Consider the following 21,136-nt stretch of genomic DNA (forward strand, 5'->3'; position numbering starts at 1 on the left):
GTAAGATAGGTTGAAATGGGAAATGAATTAAAAGTGCCTACCATGGCCGAACTTTTTGCAGCAGGTCAACAGCCAGAAGTGTTGTTCTGGGTAGGCTGTGCAGGAAGTTTTGATGATAGAGCAAAAAAAATAACAAAGGCCTTTATAAAAATATTAAACAAGGCAAAGATTAATTTTGCAGTCTTGGGAACAGAGGAAAGCTGTACAGGCGATCCGGCTAAAAGAGCAGGGAACGAATTTTTGTTTCAGATGCAGGCCGTTACCAATATAGAAGTGATGAATGCCTATGAGGTAAAAAAAATAGTTACTGCATGCCCCCATTGTTTCAACACCATAAAAAATGAATACCCTGGGCTTGGTGGTAATTACGAGGTAGTGCACCATACGCAATTTTTAAAGCATTTGTTGGAATCTGGAAAGATTTCCATGGAAGGCGGACAATTTAAGGGCAAAAGAATTACTTTTCATGATCCCTGCTATTTAGGGCGTGCCAATAATGTTTATGAAGCCCCGCGAGATCTAATTAGAAAGTTGGATGCTGAACTGGTAGAAATGAAAAGCTGTAAGTCGCGCGGATTATGCTGTGGCGCAGGAGGAGCCCAAATGTGGAAAGAACCCGAAAAAGGGAATAAGGATATTAATGTAGAACGGACGGAACAAGCTATAGAGGTGAAGCCCGATATTATTGCGGCAGGTTGTCCGTTTTGTAACACTATGATGACGGACGGAGTTAAAACCAAAGATAAAGAGACTTCAATTGCCGTAATGGATATAGCCGAATTGATCGCTACGGCAGAGGATCTGTAGTTCAATTCCAGGCCAACAGGAGAAGGGAAATACTATTAAAACTGCAGTCGCTTTAGACAGCCATACCTAACACTTGGTAGCAAGGGATAGGTTCTTTGAATATTCAAAATTTAAACCCCAAAAAATCTTTTGGGAAAACAATAAAATTATAAAAATGCTAGTAGAGTTCAATACATTACCAGATGAAGCAAGGGTTTGGATCTATCAAGCCAGTAGAAGTTTTTCGCAAGAGGAACTTGGGGAGGTAAAATTACTATTAAACGAATTTATTGAGGACTGGACGGCCCATGGTAGCGAATTGCGCGCGGGTTGTGAGATTAGGTACAATAGATTTATTGTACTTGCCCTAGATCAGTCCATCAATCCCGCATCGGGCTGCTCTATAGATGCCTCTGTAAACTTTATATTACAACTAGAAAAGAAATACAATATCGGTTTGTTAGACAAAATGAATGTCTCCTATAAACAAGGCGATTTTGTAGCCTACAAAACCTTGGTCGACTTTAAAAAGATGGCGAAGCAAAAGGCGGTTTCCAAAAATACTATTGTTTTCAACAATTTGGTGAACAACAAAATGGAATATGAAAACCATTGGGAGGTTCCCGCATCTGAAAGTTGGCATTCCCGTTTTATGTAATATTTTTCAGGATACCACTTTTGGCTCGTTTTTTGGTTGTACCCCAACAATTAGTATTGGGGGAATAATGCCCTATTACAATTTCATAAGTTTCTTTATGCGCATCAATTATTTTTTATGTTTCTTTTTTATCTCAATTTCTTATATCCATGGCCAGGGCAATCCTTTAATTACAAAGGATAGTTTACAGCAGCGAGATTGGGTTAATGCTACCTATGAGAAAATGTCCCTTGATGAAAGATTAGGGCAGCTTTTTATGGTAATGGTAACCTCGGACCAAAGTAAGGCCAGCGTTGAAAGGACTAAGAAATTGATTAGAGACCAGCATCTTGGAGGGTTAATCTTTTCCACAGGAGGACCTGTTAGACAGGCTCAATTGACCAATGAATATCAGAAAAACTCAAAAATCCCACTGATGATAGGGATGGACGCGGAATGGGGATTGGCGATGCGGTTAGATTCTACTTATGCTTTTCCCTGGAATATGACCTTGGGAGCCATTACGGATAATTCCGTGGTAGAAAAAGTGGGCCATCAAATTGGGAAGCATGCCAAAAGACTGGGAGTACACATAAATTTTGCCCCAGACATAGATATAAACATCAATCCTAAAAATCCTATAATAGGGAACCGATCTTTTGGAGAGGATAGGGAAAATGTAGCCCAAAAGGGAATCGCTTTTATGAAAGGGATGGAAAGTGCGGGTGTATTGTCTAGTGGCAAGCATTTTCCGGGACATGGGGATACGGAGGTGGATTCGCATAAGGCGTTGCCAGTTATCGATTTTAATAGACAGCGGCTAGACAGTATAGAGCTTTATCCCTACAGAAAGCTGATTAAAGAAGGGTTAAGTAGTGTAATGGTGGCCCACCTCAGTGTTCCCGCCCTAGAAATAAAGGAAGGTCACCCTTCATCCTTGTCCGAACAGATTATAGGGGAAGTGCTGCAGGAGCAGTTAGGTTTTAAGGGATTGGTCTTTACCGACGCTCTTAATATGCAAGGAGTTTCCAATTTCGCGAAGGAAGGAGAGGTGGAACTATCTGCATTTATAGCTGGTAATGATATTCTCCTAATGCCGTTGGATGTGCCAAAAGCTAAAGCGAAGCTTTTGGAATCCTATAATAAAGGTCGAATTACAGAAAACAGGTTGGCTTATTCCGTTAAAAAAATATTGTTGGCCAAGTATAAGGTAGGGTTAAATAGGTATAGTCCTATTAAAGTTGAAAACTTATATCAGGATCTTAATTCCTTGGAAGATGATGTGCTATACGAAGAGGCCATAGAGAACGCTATTACGGTAGTGAAAAATAATGTTTCCTTATTGGCCATAAAAAAACTAGAGAACAAAAAGATCGCCTATGTGAAATTTGGGGACGATAACAGTGATCCTTTTTTGGAGGAGCTCAATAAGTATGCAGAGGTCACCCAAGTTAACGGTAATGATATCGCTACTTTAAAGAGCAAGTTAAAAGATTATAATTTAATAGTCATAGGACTCCATAAAAGCAATGCAAACCCATGGAAATCTTATAAATTTACTAGGACGGAATTAAATTGGTTAGAAGAAATAGGAAGGGAACGGACCTCAAATTTAATACTGGCTCTTTTTGTTAAACCGTATGCTTTGTTAGATGTTCCTTCTTTCCAAAATATTGATGCAGTAGTAGTAGGGTATCAAAATAGCAAGATCGCACAAGAGAAAACGGCACAAATCATCTTTGGGGCCTTACCAGCAAAAGGCGTGTTGCCAGTAAGTTCACATCCAGAGTTTCCTGTAAATACCTCAATATCGTTAGAATCCTTGATGCGATTAGGATATAGTATTCCGGAGCGTGTAGGGTTAAGTTCCCGTAAACTGGCACAAGTAGACAAGCTGGTTCAGGACGGCTTAGATTCCTTAATGTTTCCTGGTGCGCAAGTGCTCGTGGCACGGAAAGGGAAAATTGTGTACAACAAGGGATTTGGAAAACCTACCTATGATTCAGAAGTAAAAATCACCCCAAATACTATCTATGATCTTGCCTCGCTGACCAAAATATTAGCCACCTTACCAATGATAATGAAGATGGAAGAAGAAGGGAAAGTAGCTCTTAATAGTACTTTTCAGGAGCTTATTCCATCTTTTTCGGATTCAGAATTAAAGGACGTAACTGTTTTAAAAGCTTTGTCGCATTACGGAAGATTGCCCGCCTGGATCGCATTTTACCTTAGTACATTGGATGAGAAGCGAAAACCGTCTAAAGAATTCTATCGCCATCAATTAACCGATGGCTTTTCTGTAAAGGTTGCGGACCATTTGTATATTACGGATCAATATAAAGACTCTATATATAATAGGATAGGGAGGCAGACCCTTAAGGCCAATAGGTATCGTTATAGTGATGTAGCCTATTATGTGATGAAGAAATATATAGAGGATACTTATAAGGAAGGGTTAGATCAATTGGCGGATGATTTTTTATATAAACCCATTGGAGCAACACATACAGGATACAATCCCCTAGGTAAATTCTTAAAGGGAGATATTGCCCCATCGGAGGATGATAATTACTACAGGTATCAAAGGGTTCAGGGTTATGTACACGATATGGGGGCGGCAATGCAAGGAGGTATAGGTGGCCACGCTGGACTTTTTAGCAATGCCAATGATATTGCAAAAATCATGCAGATGTATCTTCAAAATGGGTATTATGGAGGACAGCAATTTTTGGAGAGTAGAACGGTGAAAAAATTCAATACCTGTTTCTTTTGTGATAAAAATGTTAGAAGGGGTGTGGGCTTTGATAAACCCGAACCAAATGGAGGAGGTCCTGCCAGTGAACTTGTCTCCAGAAAAAGTTTTGGTCATAGTGGATTTACCGGCACCTATACTTGGGCCGATCCAGAGGAGGATTTGGTATATGTTTTTCTGTCTAACAGGACCTTTCCTACGGCAACCAATACTCTTTTGGTGAAATCTGGACTTAGGACAAGGATCCAAAAGGTTATTTATGAAGCGATATTGAATTAACTTTTAGTTTCTTAACTTGTTTGGTGCGCCAAATAATTCATATTTTTTACATTTTCTGAAATTTCCTTTGTTCTAAATCGACTAATGTTGTTTTTGAGGTTGCGTAGGGGCGTGGAAGCGTTGCTTTCTTATTTTTAAGTGGGGCAACGGTCCATTAATTTAAAAACATGCCACTACACTTTAAATTTTTAAATACATTTATAGAACTTAAGGTTTTAGGGCATTCTTCTGGTAACATAGGGAGTGTAAATCGATTCTAAATTTTTTAAGTGATTTAGTGTCATGTAATTAGTTAAAATAAGAACGAGTGAAAATAGCTATAGTATGTTATCCAACATTTGGAGGAAGTGGGGTAGTGGCCACAGAATTGGGAATTGCACTAGCCAATAGGGGACATGAAATCCATTTTATCACCTATAGGCAACCTGTCCGTCTGGAACAGTTGAGCAATAAAATACACTTTCATGAGGTAAACGTTCCAGAATATCCGCTATTTCATTATCAGCCCTACGAACTGGCGCTGTCTAGTAAATTAGTGGATACCATAAAACTATATGGGATAGAATTATTACATGTACACTATGCCATTCCACATGCCTATGCAGGGTATATGGCAAAGAAGATGTTGGAAGAGGAAGGAATTTATGTTCCTATGGTCACCACCTTGCACGGTACCGATATCACCTTGGTGGGAAAACATCCATTTTACAAGCCGGCAGTAACATTTAGCATCAATAAATCTGATGTGGTTACTTCGGTATCAGAAAATTTAAAACAGAGTACCTTAGAGTTGTTCGATATTAAAAAGGAAATTGAAGTGGTGCCTAATTTTATCGATAAGCGAAAATACGGCATGCAGTTCACGGATTGTCAACGCTCGTTAATGGCAACTGATGAAGAAAGAATCATTACGCATATTAGTAATTTCAGGAAGGTAAAGCGCATCATGGACGTTATACATATCTTCCATAAGGTGCAAAATAAAATTCCGGCCAAATTGGTAATGGTGGGAGAGGGGCCCGAGAAAGAAGAGGCAGAGCAATTGTGTATTGATCTTGGAATTAGCAATAAAGTGATTTTTTTAGGTAATAGTAATGAGATCGATAGAATTCTTTGTTTTTCAGACCTATTCTTATTGCCATCCGAGACGGAGAGCTTTGGGTTAGCTGCTTTGGAGGCCATGATTAACCATGTAGCTGTAATATCCAGTAATACTGGAGGGATACCGGAAGTAAACCGTCACGGGGTAACCGGATATTTGAGCGATGTTGGTAATGTGGATGAAATGGCAGAGAATGCCTTGAAAATATTAAGTGATGATGTAACCTTGGAAAAATTTAAGACCAATGCGGCCAATGCAGCTTTGGATTTTGATATTTTAAAAGTATTGCCATTGTATGAAGCTATATATGAAAAGGCGCTTTCTTCACGACATCAAAGTTCGGAACAAAACTGATGCGATCAATTCTATGGTTAATATTGATTATTGGAATATCGTGCTCCGGTCAAAAAAAGGCGAGTTCGAAGAAAGGAGATTTCGTCATTTCCGATTCCACGAAGCTGCGCCTAGTCATGCAGGAATTGTATAGCAATGTAGAAACCCCAATTTTTAAGGTGATTACCGATGAAAAAGCTTTAAAAAAGGTTTTCCTACAGATTAATAGGACCAGAAAACCTGGTATCTCGATCCCAAAGGTAGATTTTACCAAAGAGGCTTTACTGTTTTATGCTGCTGGAATAACAGATGGGGTTAGGAGTTTTGAGCTATTTGTATGGGAAGAATCTTATGATAGCATCAAGATTGATGTGAAGAATTCACCTACATCTGCTAAAATAGCATTTCTTACAAATACTACTCCATTTTGTATGTATTCCATACTGCGGACTAATAAAGAAATTGTTTGGGTAGGGGACAACGATTAAACCTAGTAACGACGTTTTTTATTGTTCATATATTTTTAAGAATCAGTAGGCTACATTGGGGTTATTTTAATTTAGTGAGCGTATTGTTGCATTTTCAACAATGAAGAAGTGTGCGCTAATTTTTCGGGTAAAATAAATTAGGAAAATAGAAAAGACATGTGACAGAATCTAGAACAGTTGTATGTCGAATAATATTGCAATTTGTCAGACATTAGTAATTTTTTAATAGTTTAATATTAAAATAAGCCTTATTTTTGGCGTTGAATATTTTAAAAATTTAAATTTATTTTACAAATGAGAATATGTAGATTTGTTTTGGTTTTTTTACTTGTTAGTGCCTTTAATTTTTCTTTTGCACAGGATTTGCAATTGACCGAAAAGGACAGTATAGTAAAAAGCTCTTGGATGGTTGGATTAGGTTATAATTTTGTAGATGATTCCGGTTCTGGTACTAGTCTCAAAGGTAAATTTGATATTGATAACAATTGGAATTCATTGGCTTATCCTTCTAGAGTAAGTATTGGAAGGTATTTTAAAAGTGGTCTTGGAATTGAAGGTATTGGAACCTACAATAAATATAAGTTAGGGAAAATTGTTGATGGTGCTGTAAACACCTCAGAATCTAAATACCTTGGATTAGATGCTAGATTGAGTTATGATTTGAACAAAATTATCGGGGAAACTGGTTTTTTTGATCCTTATGTAGGGGCTGGTCTTGGATATACAAGAGCACAAGGTGAATCTATGGGTACCTATAACGCTGTTGTTGGTTTTAGAACTTGGTTTTCTGATCGTGTTGGTTTGGATTTCAGTAGTTCAGGAAAATGGGGCATGGGAGGAGATGCTGACAACCATTTACAACATTCTGCCGGAGTAGTTTACCGTTTCGGTATGGAAAAGGGACTTTCTAAAAAGGGAATGATAAAACTTGGGTTGATTCAGGAACAGGAAAGAATTACAGATTCTATAGTTGCTGCGAAAAGAGCGGAGGAAGAAGCTCGACTTCTAGCAGAGAGATTGGCTAGAGAGAAAGAGCAAGCTCGTTTGGCTGCTGAAGAGCAGGCTAGAAACGATGCCGAAAAACAAAGAAGATTAGACATTGAGAATCAAGTGAAAGCTGTTGGTCATGTTCAGTTTGGATTTAATACTTCAGCCTTGAGCTCAGGAGAAAAAGATAGATTGGATAAGATTGCTGTAATAATGGAAGCAAATCCTAACGTTACCTTAAATGTTGGTTCACATGCTGATGCAAGAGGATCGCAGGCTTACAATTTGATCTTAACCGAGAAAAGAGTAAAAAATACTATAGATTATTTAGTTAGCAAGAAAGGGATTGATGCTAGCAGGTTATCTGGAGAAGGCTTTGGAAAAGCACATTTGCTAAACGATTGTGATGGTACTAAGTATTGTCCAGAATCCAAACATAGTGTAAATAGAAGGTCTGAGTTTAATGTTAAGAATTTCTAATAACCATTCTTAACAGTTTAAAAAATGTCCTTGGCGTATGCCAAGGACATTTTTTTTTGATTTTTTTTCTATATCGTTTTAAATTTCTATTGAAGGGATTTTATAGTTCTCGTACAACAAACGGTAAGTTGACTTTAAATCTTCCAGTGCAAGTTCAATAATAATTTTAATGCGGATTTCCCACTAAATAGTTCAGGCTAGTACAAGGTACTAATATTGTTCTGTATCAGATATTCATCTGAACTGACCAACACCCCAGAATAGGTATACAATGAAGCTCGACCAGTAATAGCGGAGTAATTTTCTAAGATGATATTTACACTATCTACATATGGATTGGGATAGAATAAAATTGAATCTTTTAAGTGTTTGGGGAAATGATAATTGCTTCGGACCAAAGTCCTACGTTATTGGTATTTATAGATCCTGCGCTATTGAAATTAGCTGCTGTGTAGAGTTGGGATTGAAGGCCAGAGCGTTTACTTGGTTGTCCACTCCCATGGCAGTCCCTTCTCCCAATGACTCCCAGTCTTGGCCATCGCTTCATCGTGCCATTCCGTTCATTATTTTGTCAATATTCCCGTTGTTTAAAGCGGTCTCGAAATTCCCCGCGCACCGTTATGTTGCATGGCGTTGACGTTACCGCTGAGTCCTGTTCCCATGGCGGCCTATAGCAAGGAGTTACAGTTCCGTCGGGCGATTCTGTTGACGGGGGCGCCTCCTGTTATGGCATATTCCCCCCGACATAAATATGGTTAGGTGTACTTAATTAAATTGTAAATAGGTGCTATAAATGCAGGCAAAAGAATTAGGTATTTTACTCTACTTGAAACATAAATGTACCAGACAACGATTCGTTGCCTACCGCATCCCTAGTAGTGATGCTCCAGTAATAGGCTTTTCCTGTGGAAACAGGTACATTGTTAAGTGTGGTCTCCTTAATTTGAGCTTTATAAATAGCAGGAGAATTACTTTCACCAAAGTTAATATCGTATTCTACAATGTCAGAATCCAGATCACTAGCATTCCATTCCAAATTAATAGTTGTTTGATTGGAGGGTAATTTGGCAGCGTTGATAGGTGAGATATTCTCCGCTGGAAAGGGAATATAATATTTAATATTGTTTCCCGCATTATAAAAAGACCAAGTTTCACTTTTAGTACTCATGGAATTACTTTTAGAAATCACTTGCCATGAATAGGGGGTACCCCTTTCAATTTGGATAGAAAGTTTATTGTTTTCCGTGGAATATTCTTTAGTATTTTTTGTAATTATATTGGTAAGGTTAACTTGGTACCCGTTTGTGTTTTCTGATTCGGTCCACTGAAAAAGGACTTCACTTTGCGTTTCAGATAGTATTTCCCCTTCTATACATTCGGAAGCATTTTCTGGAAAAATCAGTTGAGCTTTACCCGGTGTAGGTTCTATATTGGTAATTTCATCGTTGTTGCTATCACATGAAATAATCAAGAGAATAAATACTATTGGAATTATTAGTGATTTCATTGCTTTATTATTTTATGAGAAACGATTGTTTTTCCATTATCTACAAATAAATAATAAACTCCTGAAGGAAGATATGAAGTTTGAATATGTACTTTTTCATTAAGATAGTGGGACGTATCAGATAAGATTAATACTCCCATGGAAGAATATATGGATGTTTTCACCACATTGGAGGTGTCATCTATGGAGTTTATTGTTATATCATCCCTAAATGGATTTGGATATACATAGGAACTGTTTGCTGAAAAAGTTTTCTCAAAAGTACCCTGGCAGTAATTATCGGTAGATACTTGGACAACATTTAAACTTCCCGTCATTCTCAATTGATACAGGTTTTCTTCTGTAATGACTTTTTGGCCATTATGGATAATATTGTATTGTTGGCCGCCACTCATTTTTAAGGTAAGTACGTTATTTCTTTTATCTAGGGTGGAGGTTACCAACAGGTTTTCGGGTTTGGTAATTGTAATCTGGGAACATAGTTGAAAATCAGGGTAAGCTTCTGCTGATAAGCAAACTTTGTATCCGCCTGCTTTTAGATTATCTATCTCTAGATTTTCCTTAAAGTTATAGTTGTTATTGATGTCATTACCAATAAGGTTGACGGTAGTCGCTATTTCAGAGTCCTTGGATAAAATGGATATTGATCCGTTATCGGAGCTTATACAGCTGAGCCCAGTAGCGGAAATAATATAATTATCCATTGGAATAGTCGGAATAGTTGAAATTGTACAACCCTTATCATCCACAACAGTAGCGGGTGGAGTGTTGGGGCATTCGTCAATATCATCGGGAACACCATCGTTATCTGTATCCTCAATTAATGGAGCTACATTAATTTGTAACGTTTTTATACAGCCTTCTTCAGAAGTGAATGTGTAAATTCCTGCTTGTGAAATAGCAATATTTGAAATAGTGTGGTTACCAGATACTACAGTATTATCAACTAGCTGAATGGAGAAAGTTATATTTGGCGAAACACTTAAAATAAGTTCCGCTCCTTCTTGAACAGTAATTTCCTGCTCCCCTGTTTGTAGTATCCCATCAACGGTATATACTGGCTCAAAACTGTTGATGATACAATTTATTTCGACTCCCCAAAGTGCCAAGTTCTTGGTATCTATAGATCCTGCGCTATTGAAATTACCTGCTGTGTAGAGTTGGGATTTTTCCGTGTTGAAGGCCAGAGCGTTTACTTGGTTGTCCACTCCCACGGCAGTCCCTTCTCCCATTGCCTCCCAGCCTTGGCCAACACTCCATCTTGCCATGCCGTTCATTATTTTGTCAATATTCCCGTTGTCTGAAGCGGTCTGGAAATTCCCGGCTGCATAGAGGTAGGTGTCGTCATGCTGCATGGCGTTGACGTTACCGCTGAGTCCTGTTCCCATGGCCTCCCATTGTAAGGAGTTACGGTTCCATCGGGCAATTCTGTTGACGGTGGCGCCTCCTGCTATGGCGAAGTTCCCCCCGGCATAGATATGGGTAGGTGTAATGTTTATAGCCTGTACAAAGCCGCTTGTGCCGGCTCCTAGGCTAGACCAATGGGTCCCGTTCCATACGGCTATCCTTGGTGCATTATTACCTCCTGCGGCATCAAAATTACCTCCTATGTAGACATCGCCATTTTGATCTATAGAAATGGCGCGTATTTCATTGTTGGTTCCAGCTATTCCAGTTGTTGTGTCCTGTAATGGGACCCATGCCCCGCTTGTCCATACCGCAATATTGTTTACAGTGCTGTTGTCTGCTGTCTCGAAGGTACCCCCTATATAAGTCTTTCCATCGGCAGTAAGGTTTATGGCCGCTACTGGCCCATTGGTCCCTGTTCCCATGGCGGCCCATTGGATACCGTTCCATACAGCGATGTTGTTGGCCGCTATCCCCCCGATCTGGGAAAAATCGCCCCCAACGTATAGGTTCCCGTTGGTTGCTATTGCAATGGACATCACCTTGCCATTGGGTCCGTCGCCTATAGTGCTCCATCCAGTACTGGGATCGTACAGCGCCAAGTTGTTGGCGGCTTTGCCTCCTGCCATGGAGAACTGTCCTCCTATATAGACCTTGCCGTCTGCATCCGAGGCTATGGCCTCCACTTCGCCGTTGGTGCCGGCTCCTAAGGTAGTCCAATGGCCCACACCGTTTACGGCGACTGTCTGTGGCTCCCCCTTACTTCCTGAAATCTTGTATATTTTAGCCTGGGTCCCATAATCGCTAAAATAGAGCCTACCTGCACTGTCCATTCCAAAGGAGGATATGTACTGTCCATCGGTCCTGAATAGCAGTTCTGAGTTAGCTGTCCCGTTGGTGGCATCGTAATCCAGTGCCCAAACCCTTCCGGAACTATAGTCGCCATAGATGTATTTGTCTTTAATCTTGGGGTCATTGTCCGGACCCCTGTACAGGTATCCCCCGGTTACGGAGATATCTCCATTACTTCGGCCATATTCAAAAATGGGCTTGATGTCTGGGGTGGTGGTCAAGACGGTGGAGGCGTCCTCTACGGTATTCCCCTCAAACCTGTTCCATCCGTAGTTGCCACCTCTTTGGATAATGTTGATTTCTTCCCTGTCGCCCTGTCCCACATCTGCTCCCCATAGTAGTCCGGTTGGACCGTCAAAGGAGAACTTCCAGGTGTTTCTCAATCCCCAGGCATATAGTTCGTCCAGTCCGCTTAAACCTACCCTAGGATTGTCTGAGGGGATCTCGTAATTTCCGTTGGGTAGATCGGGATTGCTCTCAAGGGGATTGTTGCCATCTAGGTCCACGTCTACCCTTAAAATACTTCCAAAGACATTGTCCAGGTTCTGTGCATTCTTATTTGGATCACTACCCCCGCCACCGTCTCCAATGGAGATGTAGAGGTACCCGTCTGGTCCAAAGGCAATCTTCCCTCCGTTGTGGTTAGAATTGCCCTGGTTCTTGTCGAAACTAAAGATCTCTAGGCCACTGTCCGGATCCGCTCTATTTGGGTCATCGGCGCTCACAGTGTACCTTGCTAGTACTATTTCCACATAGACGCCCGAGAGTGAACTCTGGCGTGTATGGTAAACATAGAAATATCTATTATTGCGGTAATTGGGGTGGAAGGCCAGTCCTAAGAGGCCTATTTCTTGTCCCGAGGAAAAGCTTACCGTTGTGGTGAGGTCCAAAAAGGTCTCGGCTATCTGGGTGTTTTCGTCATTCTGGAAGACCTTTATCCTACCAGGCTGTTCCAGCACGAACAATCTGTCTGAACCATCATTAGCCGGTTGTATCTCGGTCGGATATTCAAAACTGAGATTGGGAAAGGCATCTTGGTAACTTATTTGGGCACTACATAGCGCCGATATTATGAAAAGGACAATGAAGGAGGCGAAAGGTTGGCTTCGAAGTTTCATAGTAATTTCCTAAATCATGATTATTATTTAAGTTTAGGGGAGTATTATATCGGGATGGATGTATTACATAAAGATAGGGGTAATTTTGTTGATTTTTAACACTTTAGGTAAAATAATTAACTTAATTGCGCTATCTCATTCGGTATTGAGGGAAAATTAACGGAATTAATTAAGAAGTTCTTTATAATACTGAAATATTGATAGAGATAGAACCTAGATTATAACGAGAGATGGGTGCACTTATTTAACTTTTTTGACGATTCTATTATAAAGGTATTCCCAGATGGTAGGATGATAAAAAAGAGTACCTATTTCTACATCATCGGTCTTGTAATTGTTTATTTTATGGTCTCTTAGGTCTTCTATCGCGCTTTTCAGTAAAGGGAGACCGATTAAAAGTTGAAGGAAGGGATAGGTATAATAATTATCCCTTTTTGAAATTTGAATTATTCCTTGATACACTATTTTTCCAGTATCTATACCATCGTCTACCACATGGATGGTGACACCACAATTTTTGGTATCCTTGCGTACAAGCGCCCAATAACCGCCGTGCCATCCTCTGTAATAAGGCGTAATTCCTGCGTGGATATTGATGAATTTCCCAGAGATAGAAGATAGTGTTGTTTTATTTAATATCCGTGTATTTACGATTACGACTAGCATTGGATCTAATTCTTGGAGGAGATCAATGCATTTTTTTGAGTTTACCGACGGAACTTTTGAGATGATAACATTATTGGGAAGAATGGAATTTAACCGACCTATCTCCTTAATTTTTTGGATTCTTTCAGTCGAAGTTACTTTAAGAATTGGAACAATGACCAGACGATGGAGGATTTGTCCAAATACCTTAATAACTCCCAGCTTTTTGATTCTTCGTTTTAGAAAGATTTGAGTTTCAATGGGATCTTCAATAATTAAGTGACCTATAGCTATGTTATTTTCATTTAAATAGTTGTATACCATTACTGGATATTCCCCCTCACCGGTGATCATGACAATTTTTTTTGGAGATTTGTTTATATCCATGTATTATTTTTTAGACAGTAATATTTTCCACATCCGTTAATGGGCAACTGAAATGGTGAGCATCATTTTTTTGTCACGGCCTTCAAAGGTAAATTTATGGTCCTCATTACTGTTTTTTTTAATCTTTAATAGTTTATAAGATTCATTGTTTAAATATAAATATTCGAAAATTGCGGACATTAAATCGACCCATTCTTCACTATCTCTATTTATTTCTTCATAATTAGTCAGAAGTGCTTCATCTTCTATGGGAGTAAAAAGGTATTCTATTTTCTCGTCATTCTTGGGTTTCCTATTTTTTAATTTATAGGTTAGGCTATGGAACTTGGTATTTATATCCTTCTCTCTTAGCAACTGCTTAAAGTTGAAATAAATAGCAATCCCCTTGGCTAAGAAAGTTGATACAGGTGAGGACTTGTCGTAATAAAGGTGATATTCAAAATTGTAAATTCGTGTAGACCAGCGTTTTTTATAGTCGAAATATCCCTTTGAAAAATCGAAATATTGGTATCTTTGGTCAATACTCCATTCAATAAGTTTCATAATTGTAACCGATCCTAAATGAAACTTTTCATAACTAATATCAAAAACGGTTATTGCGTCGAAAACACTATGGTCAGAAAAATAGTTAAGGGTTACGCCGATGGGAGTATGGTCATTGTAAATAACGAATAAGGAAGCTTTTTTTTCTAAAATCATAGGGAAGGCCACTTCATGATAAAAGTTCCATTCTTTAGGGTCTAGATTGTTATTTGTGATGCCCTTATCATCAAATCTCTTCCTTAACAGTTGTTTAAAATGATTGAAGGTGGAATCGTAAACTTCTCGGTCCATTTCCCCATAATACATTTGGTATGAAATGTCGAAACAATTTTCCAATCGTTTTTTGTATTTATTTAGTTTGTATCTAGAGCTTTTGCTAAAAGTGGAAGAGAAGTATTGGTTAAAATCCGTATAACTATTTAGATCTACTAAAAAACCGGGGTACTGTTTAGTTTTGATAAGTCCTAATTGATCACTGGAATTTTCCAACTTTATATCAAAATAAGAGGGCACATCGTATATTATAAAAACGTTTTTCCTAAACTCCTTAGTCTGGATCGGCAACAACGTATAGGAAATACCTTTGGTTAAATTCTTGCCGAGGTTATAATAGATAGGAAGGCGACCAGGTTTATAAAAAGACAGATCACCGATAAAGTTGAAAGAGTAAAAAGCCTTTACCTTACCAAAATGCTTCAACCAAATCCGTGTAAAAGTATTGGATGTAAACGGATTGTTTTTCATTTGTTTATTTTCATTAATCCTTGTTTTTCCATCGATATGCGGGAAAATAACTATTTAAATTGTCTAGATTATTGTTCCCCTCCCTTTGTTGGTTTATAGCATATAATTGATCATACGCAGCCTGATTTATTATATATTTCCATAATTCAAATTCCTTTAAATCTTTGGAAAATCCAGATTTAAACCTAAATAAAGAATCTTCAACGCCGCCCAGGCCTCCACCTAAATTATAATATTGATAATTTTCCTTGGTTCCCTTAATTCTCATCTCATCTATTAACATTTTAACTGGGTTTAAGTATAGGAATTCCTCACTTGAGCCTGAGAGATGGTATTGAATAATAGTATTCTTTTTCACGAACATGGCACCAGCAATTATTTTTTTAGACGCATTCTGTATAGCTATTAAAACCTCCGTTTTAAAATCTTGGGAATTAAAAAGACTAAAAAAATAATCTTTGCTAAAAAAATAACTTTTGCTCGCATTAACACGCTTCATATTTTCATAATATAGCTCAATAAATGCCTCCAATTCACTGGTTTTGGTACAAACTTTAACGGTATACTCCTTTCTAGATTTATTGATATAGGATTTAAGTCTTCTGTTATAGTTCCTCTTTTGGGTTTCTAAATCCTGCTTTAGGTCAATGTAGACTACATTTCCACTAAAAGAAACTTCACCTAATCTATTTAAAACAATTTTTTGATTTGGAATAAAAGGATTTAATCTTGAGAAGACTGAAATGATGTTTAACTCTAGAAATAACTCCTGTAGGGCTTTTGTATATTGACTATTATTAAAACTGGGATATATATTTTTGGTTACCGGACCAGAATATCCATATACAGAGGTGGCATCTTGGTATTTGGTGCCTTTTATTTTACGAAGCAATAGTGGAAGTGCTATTACCTTATCATTTTCGCTGTATTTTATAAGGATAGGCTGGTCACTTTCATTTCTTGCAATACAATGGTATTCATAAGTATGGTAAAAATCGGAATAATCACAGGACTCAATTACATTGTCCCATTCCCGCTTTTTATCCAGTATTACAATATTTGTCATAAGCAATTAACTAAAAGTAGTATAATAAATGGGTGATAAGGATATTTCATATTATCGTAAATAGTGAAATAGAATTTCAACCTTCAGCTTTTTTTAAAAAGCTGATCAAAAGAAATTTTTAAGTTTTTTAAATGGAATGTACTAGGGTTATCCACAGATTATTAAAAGAGAATAAACTCTATTTCTTAATTTTCTTTCCGGTAGCGCTTATGGAAATACTATTTTCGAAAACCATTTGTTGTGGTATTTTATAAAGTGAGAGTTTTTCAACACATTTAGAAAGAATTACTTCCTTCATATGTATTTGATTTTTAGGGTTGTTCAAGACTATAGTAGCTAAAATTGATTCCCCTAATATGTCATCTTCCACTCCTGTAATAGTACAATCTACAACCTCGGGTACAGATAAGATAACTTCTTCTATTTCTTTTGGACTTACCCGTTTTCCCCCCACCTTTATAATTTCTTTTTTTCGGGCCTTTAAATATAGAAAATTTTCCTTGTCCGCAACAGCAATGTCACCTGTATATAACCAGCCATTCTTGATGGTTTTTTCTGTTTCCACAGGTTCTTTAAAATATCCCAGCATTATATTCTCTCCCTTTGCTACAAGTTCGCCTTCTTCTCCAACCTTTACTTCATCTCCCTGATTATCTACAATTTTCAAGGATACACCAGGTATCCCCTTTCCTATTGAGCCTACCTTTTTTGACACCATATTGGGAGGTAGATAAGATAAACGGGCAGTGGCTTCTGTTTGCCCATACATAATAAAAAAATCTATCTCGGGAAAGGCCTGTGTAAATTCATCTACAAAAACATTGTGTAGCTTACCACCCGCCTGGGTAACATATCTTAGGTCCGGAAAATGGGTGGTTTTAAAATTTTGAGATTTTTTAAGCAAAATTTGATAATGGCTAGGAACACCTGCAAATCCTGTGCATTTATATTTTTTTAAATCATTAATTACAGATCCTAGAAAAATAAAGCTATTATTTAGCACCATGGATCCACCTACTCTTAAATGGGTGTGCAATAAAGAAAGCCCATAGCAGTAAAAAAATGGCAATACCACAGCTATTATGTCGTAACCGGTCAAGTTTAAATATTCGATTATGGACCCGGTATTGGCAATAATGTTATGATGACTTATCATCACCCCTTTGGGGGAACCGGTAGAGCCGGAAGTAAATATAATTTCTGCCAATTTGTTTCCGGAACAGTCTGTAGGGAGCTTCTCTATTTTCTGATGTTCTAAGATTTCTTGAAGAATTACTTCGTCTAAATGCAGTATCCCGTTCCCAATTAGTTGCTTGGACTGTTGGTTTTTAGACATAAAAACAGTTTGGCAAGCTGTAGTTTCAAGTATAAAATCTAAATTCTCCTGTTCAATAGTAAAATTTAATGGTACACAAACATTCCCAGATTTAAGTATGCCCAAATACACAGTAATGAAAAAGACAGAATTGGGACTTACTAATGCAATGTTTTGATCTTCGCCCACATGAACCTTTAAATAAGAAGCAACTTTTAAACTATTTTCATGTAGTTTTTTAAATGAAATTGTTTCTTTGGGTCCTAATACAAAATCTTTTTCAAGACTTTGTGTTGTGTCGAATAAATAATCAAAAACATTCATTTTTTTTAAATTATCGATTAGAATATGGGTCTCATTCTCAAATATTCAGTAGTTTTTTTCTTTCTTTCAAAACTCTTATAAATGTTTTCAATTTCTTGGGTTGTTTTACCCATTACTTTCCCAACCTCTTCGGCCTCATAATTATTCTCCCAACCGTACCAAGTTAAATCCATTTCCTTAAAGGGCATCTGATAGAAAAAGTCTTCTTGAGTTTGTTCTGCGGTATAGGTGTCGGTTGTTGGGGTCCGGTCAATTATTTCTTGAGGGACTCCCAGATGTGCTGCTAATTGGTAAACCTGTGTTTTATACAAATGTCCAATAGGCATTACATCTGCGGCGCCATCACCGTGCTTCACAAAAAAGCCTTGCTCCACCTCATGCTTATTAGGGGTTCCAATAACCGCATAATGTAGTCTTTCGGCATGGTAGTACAACATGGACATTCTACTGCGTTGTTTAAAATTGGTAGAGGCCACTATTTGTAGGTATTCTTTGGCAGGCAGTAATTTACTATAAACCTTTCCGTTAGGTTTTATAACGGTAATGGAGAAAATTGCAGGTATGTTTTTATTGATGTTTTGTTTAATCTCAATTTTTGCTTTATCCACTTTAGGATCAAAACCTGTAATTACCCTTCCAATGGCTTCATCTCTTCTATTATAGCATCCAAATCCATCTAAAGCTTGAGTGATGTTTTCTTCCAATGTATTAACATCAAATTTATTTGCAAGTTTTAAAGCTAGATTTTTACTGTCGTCACTGGAGTCTTGTTCTGGTAACATAATTGCTGTCACTTTTTCGGGACCAAAGGCCTTGGCGGACAGGGCCATACATACGGAAGAATCAATACCACCGCTTATACCTATAACAGCACCTCTGCGTTGCAATTTTTGATAGACATCATTTTTTAATTTGGTGATGATGTTATTGCAAACTTCATCTATGTTTTCAAGAAATAGGATATCTTTTGAAAATGGTTTCATAGGATTGTATTTGTTTAGAATTAATAATCAATTATGGTTTTATCAAGTTGAATAAGTTCATCTTCTTTAAGATCTGGAAACGATCTATTGATAAACAAATCATTTAAAATTTGAGTAGACAATATGGCTGTTAAGGCCATGTTATCTATTTCGGAAACTTGATTTTCACCTCTCATTTTGTCAAGTAACCTTTTGACATGATCTGGATTAAAAATACCAGATTGTACAATTGCTTCTTCTGAAAGCATATTCTTAAGGTATATAGGTAAACTATCGGATATAAAGGTGCTTCGAATAGGGGCTCTATAGGCCTGCTTCGGTCTATTTAAAATTACATCAGGCAATCTTCCTTTCATTAATTTTTTCAACAAATACTTCTCTTTCAGTCCGTTAAGCTTTAAATCTGGGTGTAGGCTCATACAAAATTCTATAACCCTGTGATCTAGAAAGGGATATCTTCCCTCTATGGAATGTGCCATACCCATCCTATCGCCTTGTGAGGATAAAAGATAACCAGACATAAATAGGTTTAATTCTATCCACTGTGCCTTGGTCAAAGAATCTAAGCCATTGAGTTTTTTTGCAAATTTTTGTTCAATACATGTAATGGGGTCGTAGTCACCAATGGCATCTCGGTATTCTTTAGTTAAATAATTATTTATTCGGGAGGTATTGTTCCACCTCAAGAGATGAGAATAGACTGGGGAATCGGTTTCTTTAAGTTTATAGCCAAAAAACATTTTCAGAACATTATTATTGGCATTGGTCATTTGAGGTAAATAGGGGTATAATTTTTTTAACAGAAGGGGTCTAAATTTGGATGTTGGATCCTTCGCCCAAAATCGCCTAATTTTGGTTTCCTTGAAAATATTGTAACCTCCCAAAAGTTCATCTGCTCCCTCCCCGGTAATCACAACTTTTATGTTTTGGTCTTTAACACTCTTGGCCAACAAGCCCATTGGAGTAGGGGCAGTGCGCAACAAGGGAGCCTCTGCATGCCAGACTACCGATTTAAAGTTCTCTGCAATTTCATTTGGCCCGCAGATAACACTAGAATGTTCTGTTTTAAAATAATCGGATGCTATGTTTTGGTAGTGAGATTCGTCATAATCTTTTTCTGTAAACCCAATAGAAAATGTCCTAAGATTGTCTGGGGATATACTTTTAATAAACGATGTGGTTACACTAGAATCTATACCACCACTAAGATATGCTGCAACCTGTACGTCTGCCCGAAGCCTTAGCTTGACGGAATCGGAGAAAATGGTTTCAAAATCCTTTGCAGCCTCTTCTACGTTGGTGTACTTATACTCATTGGGTTTGTATAAAGGCAATTCCCAATAGGTAACACTGTTTTTAGAATGTTTGTTGATCGTTATATAGGTTCCGGGAGGAACTTCATAAACCCCTTCAAAAGCGGTCCCAGGCGATAAGGAGGTCCAAAACGTAAAATATTCTGAAATAGCCTTTGGGGAAATTTTTGGTTTAAAGTTAGGAAATTCTAACAAACTCTTAATCTCCGATGCAAAAATAAAAGTTTCTCCTATCTCTGTATAGTAAAGTGGGCGAATGCCTACACGGTCTCGAGCCAAAAAAAGTTCTTGTTTATTTTTATCCCAAATGGCAATTGCAAATTGACCATTTAATTTGTGAACGAATTCTGGTCCATATTCTTCATATAGATGGACTATTACTTCGGTATCACTATGGGTCTTAAATAGGTGGTTTTTAGCTTCTAGCTCTTCTCGTAACTCAATATGATTGTAAACTTCACCGTTAAAAACAATCCACAGCGAGTCATCCCCGTTAGAGATGGGCATAGTACCGCAGCTAAGGTCCACTATACTTAATCTTACGCTCCCTAAGCCAAGGTTGTCACTCAGGTAAATCCCACTCTGGTCTGGTCCCCTGTGTTTAATCCTCGTAAGCATACGACGAAGAACAGTGGTTTGTTGTAGCCTATCGGTAGAGAAGTTATTAAAACCAGCTATCCCGCACATAATTAGTGATAAAAGTTGTGTATAAAATTATAATTTGCTGTCTATGAATTTAATAATGTTGTTTACTGATTCAAAATTTTCTGGTAAAAGTTCCTCATCGGTCACCTCTACATTAAACTCCTCCTTCAAGAATTCAATAAGGAATAATAATCCCATCGAATCCAAGAGACCAGTTTCAAAAATTAAGGTGTCATCGGCCACATCTTTAGTGTCGGATAGGGTGGCGCTAACAATGTACTCCTTCACTCTGCTTTTGGTTTCAACTTGCGTAATCATAGCTTAATTTATTAAAGTTATTCTTGGTTCCATGCACCGTTTTATGTAAACATAATTGTTATTCTCAAAATGATAGAATAATAAGGTTATAATTCGCTAGAAGGCAAATTACAACGGGTCAAATG

General features: G+C 37.8%; 16 protein-coding genes. 6 read left to right on the forward strand and 10 right to left on the reverse strand.

What is annotated here, in order from left to right; translation table 11 throughout:
- The first annotated feature begins 15 nt into the window (after nucleotides 1–15).
- The 6 genes from KCTC52924_RS14105 to KCTC52924_RS14130 all read left to right on the forward strand — a co-directional run bounded on the left by KCTC52924_RS14105 (nucleotide 16) and on the right by KCTC52924_RS14130 (nucleotide 7,844).
- Nucleotides 16–807, forward strand: a complete 792-nt coding sequence (locus KCTC52924_RS14105) for a (Fe-S)-binding protein (RefSeq protein WP_251806708.1) — start codon at nucleotides 16–18, stop codon at nucleotides 805–807.
- A gap of 154 nt (nucleotides 808–961) precedes the next feature.
- Nucleotides 962–1,444 carry an ABC transporter ATPase gene (locus KCTC52924_RS14110; RefSeq protein WP_251806709.1) on the forward strand — a complete coding sequence of 161 codons (483 nt, stop codon included), beginning with the start codon at nucleotides 962–964 and terminating at the stop codon, nucleotides 1,442–1,444.
- 97 nt (nucleotides 1,445–1,541) lie between these two features.
- Nucleotides 1,542–4,454 carry a glycoside hydrolase family 3 N-terminal domain-containing protein gene (locus KCTC52924_RS14115; protein WP_251806795.1) on the forward strand — a complete coding sequence of 971 codons (2,913 nt, stop codon included), beginning with the start codon at nucleotides 1,542–1,544 and terminating at the stop codon, nucleotides 4,452–4,454.
- 307 nt (nucleotides 4,455–4,761) lie between these two features.
- Complete coding sequence (gene bshA, locus KCTC52924_RS14120; protein WP_251806710.1) at nucleotides 4,762–5,910, forward strand: N-acetyl-alpha-D-glucosaminyl L-malate synthase BshA; 1,149 nt, start codon at nucleotides 4,762–4,764, stop codon at nucleotides 5,908–5,910.
- Complete coding sequence (locus KCTC52924_RS14125) at nucleotides 5,910–6,377, forward strand: hypothetical protein (protein ID WP_251806711.1); 468 nt, start codon at nucleotides 5,910–5,912, stop codon at nucleotides 6,375–6,377. The genes bshA and KCTC52924_RS14125 overlap by 1 nt, the downstream gene beginning before the upstream one ends.
- A gap of 294 nt (nucleotides 6,378–6,671) precedes the next feature.
- Entirely contained in the window at nucleotides 6,672–7,844 is a 1,173-nt protein-coding gene (locus tag KCTC52924_RS14130; RefSeq protein WP_251806712.1) for an OmpA family protein, read from the forward strand.
- A gap of 361 nt (nucleotides 7,845–8,205) precedes the next feature.
- On the opposite strand, the gene KCTC52924_RS14135 is transcribed toward KCTC52924_RS14130, so the two are convergent.
- The 10 genes from KCTC52924_RS14135 to KCTC52924_RS14180 form a co-directional block, all read right to left on the reverse strand.
- Entirely contained in the window at nucleotides 8,206–8,391 is a 186-nt protein-coding gene (locus tag KCTC52924_RS14135) for a hypothetical protein (protein WP_251806713.1), read from the reverse strand.
- 270 nt (nucleotides 8,392–8,661) lie between these two features.
- The gene (locus KCTC52924_RS14140; RefSeq protein WP_251806714.1) at nucleotides 8,662–9,351 is read right to left on the reverse strand and encodes a hypothetical protein; all 690 of its coding nucleotides are present in this window, start codon (nucleotides 9,349–9,351) and stop codon (nucleotides 8,662–8,664) included.
- The gene (locus KCTC52924_RS14145) at nucleotides 9,348–12,728 is read right to left on the reverse strand and encodes a PQQ-dependent sugar dehydrogenase (RefSeq protein WP_251806715.1); all 3,381 of its coding nucleotides are present in this window, start codon (nucleotides 12,726–12,728) and stop codon (nucleotides 9,348–9,350) included. The genes KCTC52924_RS14140 and KCTC52924_RS14145 overlap by 4 nt, the downstream gene beginning before the upstream one ends.
- Nucleotides 12,729–12,968: 240 nt before the next feature.
- Nucleotides 12,969–13,760 (reverse strand): formyl transferase, encoded by a 792-nt coding sequence (locus tag KCTC52924_RS14150; protein ID WP_251806716.1) that lies wholly within the window; start codon nucleotides 13,758–13,760, stop codon nucleotides 12,969–12,971.
- 36 nt (nucleotides 13,761–13,796) lie between these two features.
- The gene (locus KCTC52924_RS14155) at nucleotides 13,797–15,047 is read right to left on the reverse strand and encodes a GNAT family N-acetyltransferase (protein WP_251806717.1); all 1,251 of its coding nucleotides are present in this window, start codon (nucleotides 15,045–15,047) and stop codon (nucleotides 13,797–13,799) included.
- A 13-nt stretch (nucleotides 15,048–15,060) separates the two neighbouring features.
- The gene (locus tag KCTC52924_RS14160) at nucleotides 15,061–16,113 is read right to left on the reverse strand and encodes a peptidoglycan bridge formation glycyltransferase FemA/FemB family protein (protein ID WP_251806718.1); all 1,053 of its coding nucleotides are present in this window, start codon (nucleotides 16,111–16,113) and stop codon (nucleotides 15,061–15,063) included.
- A 178-nt stretch (nucleotides 16,114–16,291) separates the two neighbouring features.
- Nucleotides 16,292–17,752, reverse strand: coding sequence for a class I adenylate-forming enzyme family protein (locus KCTC52924_RS14165; RefSeq protein WP_251806719.1), 1,461 nt, complete (start codon nucleotides 17,750–17,752; stop codon nucleotides 16,292–16,294).
- Nucleotides 17,753–17,769: 17 nt separating this feature from the next.
- Nucleotides 17,770–18,735 carry an NAD(+) synthase gene (gene nadE / locus KCTC52924_RS14170; RefSeq protein ID WP_251806720.1) on the reverse strand — a complete coding sequence of 322 codons (966 nt, stop codon included), beginning with the start codon at nucleotides 18,733–18,735 and terminating at the stop codon, nucleotides 17,770–17,772.
- 20 nt (nucleotides 18,736–18,755) lie between these two features.
- Nucleotides 18,756–20,735, reverse strand: coding sequence for an asparagine synthase (glutamine-hydrolyzing) (gene asnB, locus KCTC52924_RS14175; RefSeq protein ID WP_251806721.1), 1,980 nt, complete (start codon nucleotides 20,733–20,735; stop codon nucleotides 18,756–18,758).
- A gap of 27 nt (nucleotides 20,736–20,762) precedes the next feature.
- Nucleotides 20,763–21,011 (reverse strand): acyl carrier protein, encoded by a 249-nt coding sequence (locus tag KCTC52924_RS14180; protein WP_251806722.1) that lies wholly within the window; start codon nucleotides 21,009–21,011, stop codon nucleotides 20,763–20,765.
- Between the last annotated feature and the right edge of the window lie 125 nt (nucleotides 21,012–21,136).

Origin of the sequence: Arenibacter antarcticus (assembly GCF_041320605.1) — a bacterium.
GTDB lineage: Bacteria > Bacteroidota > Bacteroidia > Flavobacteriales > Flavobacteriaceae > Arenibacter > Arenibacter antarcticus.